Annotated in this window: 3 pseudogenes; all 3 read right to left on the minus strand. The window is 67.9% G+C overall.

The window, feature by feature from the left end:
* Positions 1-153, minus strand: a pseudogene (locus tag ACLJK8_RS22875) (IS5/IS1182 family transposase); the annotation flags it as partial.
* Positions 154-224: 71 nt separating this feature from the next.
* Positions 225-488, minus strand: a pseudogene (locus tag ACLJK8_RS22880) (transposase); the annotation flags it as partial.
* Between the two features lie 80 nt (positions 489-568).
* Positions 569-1,035: pseudogene (locus tag ACLJK8_RS22885) on the minus strand (transposase); the annotation flags it as partial.

Raw genomic sequence — 1,035 nt, forward strand, 5'->3', positions numbered from 1 at the left:
CCGGGCGCGGGAGGTGAAGAAGCGGCCATGCTTCACCGCGCGCCCGGGTTTCAGCTTCTTGCCACGGGGGCACTTCAGAACATCGTGCTTGGCGTCGTAGCGGAAGCGGCGCATCGGCACGGGGCGGCGGATCGGCTCGGCCTTTGCCGGGAGTGAGCCATCGTGTCGCCATGCGTTCGAGACCGATGGCGAACGCCGCGATCTCACGCTTCTCGAGCCCCGCGTAAACCGTAGGCATAGCCCGCGTCGGCCGTGACCGTCGCGATCGGCACGCCGGTGATCGCCGACGCTGCGTCGAGGCGAGCAAGGATCTGCTCGCCCTCGTTCACCTCGCCGGTGGTGACTTCGACGTCAGGCACCACGCCGAGATGGTCGTCGATGACGCCATGCTGCTTGTAGCTTGGCTCCAGGCGCCGGTTCCGGCCCGAGGTCGCCATCGACGCGTCAGGGTCGGTCAGGCAGACCTTCTTGAACTTGCCGGTCTTCTTCGAGTCTCACCGTCGCCGTTCCGCTTCGGGGTCTGGCGCCTCACCATCAAAGGGGGTCTCGATCGCGGATGGCTTATCGTCGTTGGCCGTGACCACGGCGCCGACATGACGCACGGCGAGGCTTTCCCACGAGACGTCGGCGCGGATCAGCGATGCGTCGACGTGGACGTCTCGCCCTTCGCGATGCCGGCCGAAACACAAGCCAGCGTGGTTCGCTCGAAGATGCGGCGAAACCGCTCGGCGCCCCAGCGCTGGCGGATCCGCGTCAGGGACGAGTGCTCCGGCAGTCGGTCGCCCAGACCGAAGCCGGCGAACCAGCGGATCGCGAGATTCACCTGGGCCTCACGCATCAGCCGGCGGTCGTGCACGATGCCGAGCAGGAAGCCGGCGAGCATCAGGCGCACCGCCACCTCCGGATCTATCGCCGGCCGCCCGACTCCCGCGGCATAGACCTCGGCGATCTCCTCATGCAGCCAGCCGAGGTCGAGCACCGCGTCGACCCGGGCGAGGATGTGGTCGTCCGGGATCAGATCTCGCAGAGAGCCGC

This window comes from Amaricoccus sp. W119, assembly GCF_047275745.1.
Classification (GTDB): Bacteria; Pseudomonadota; Alphaproteobacteria; order Rhodobacterales; family Rhodobacteraceae; genus Amaricoccus.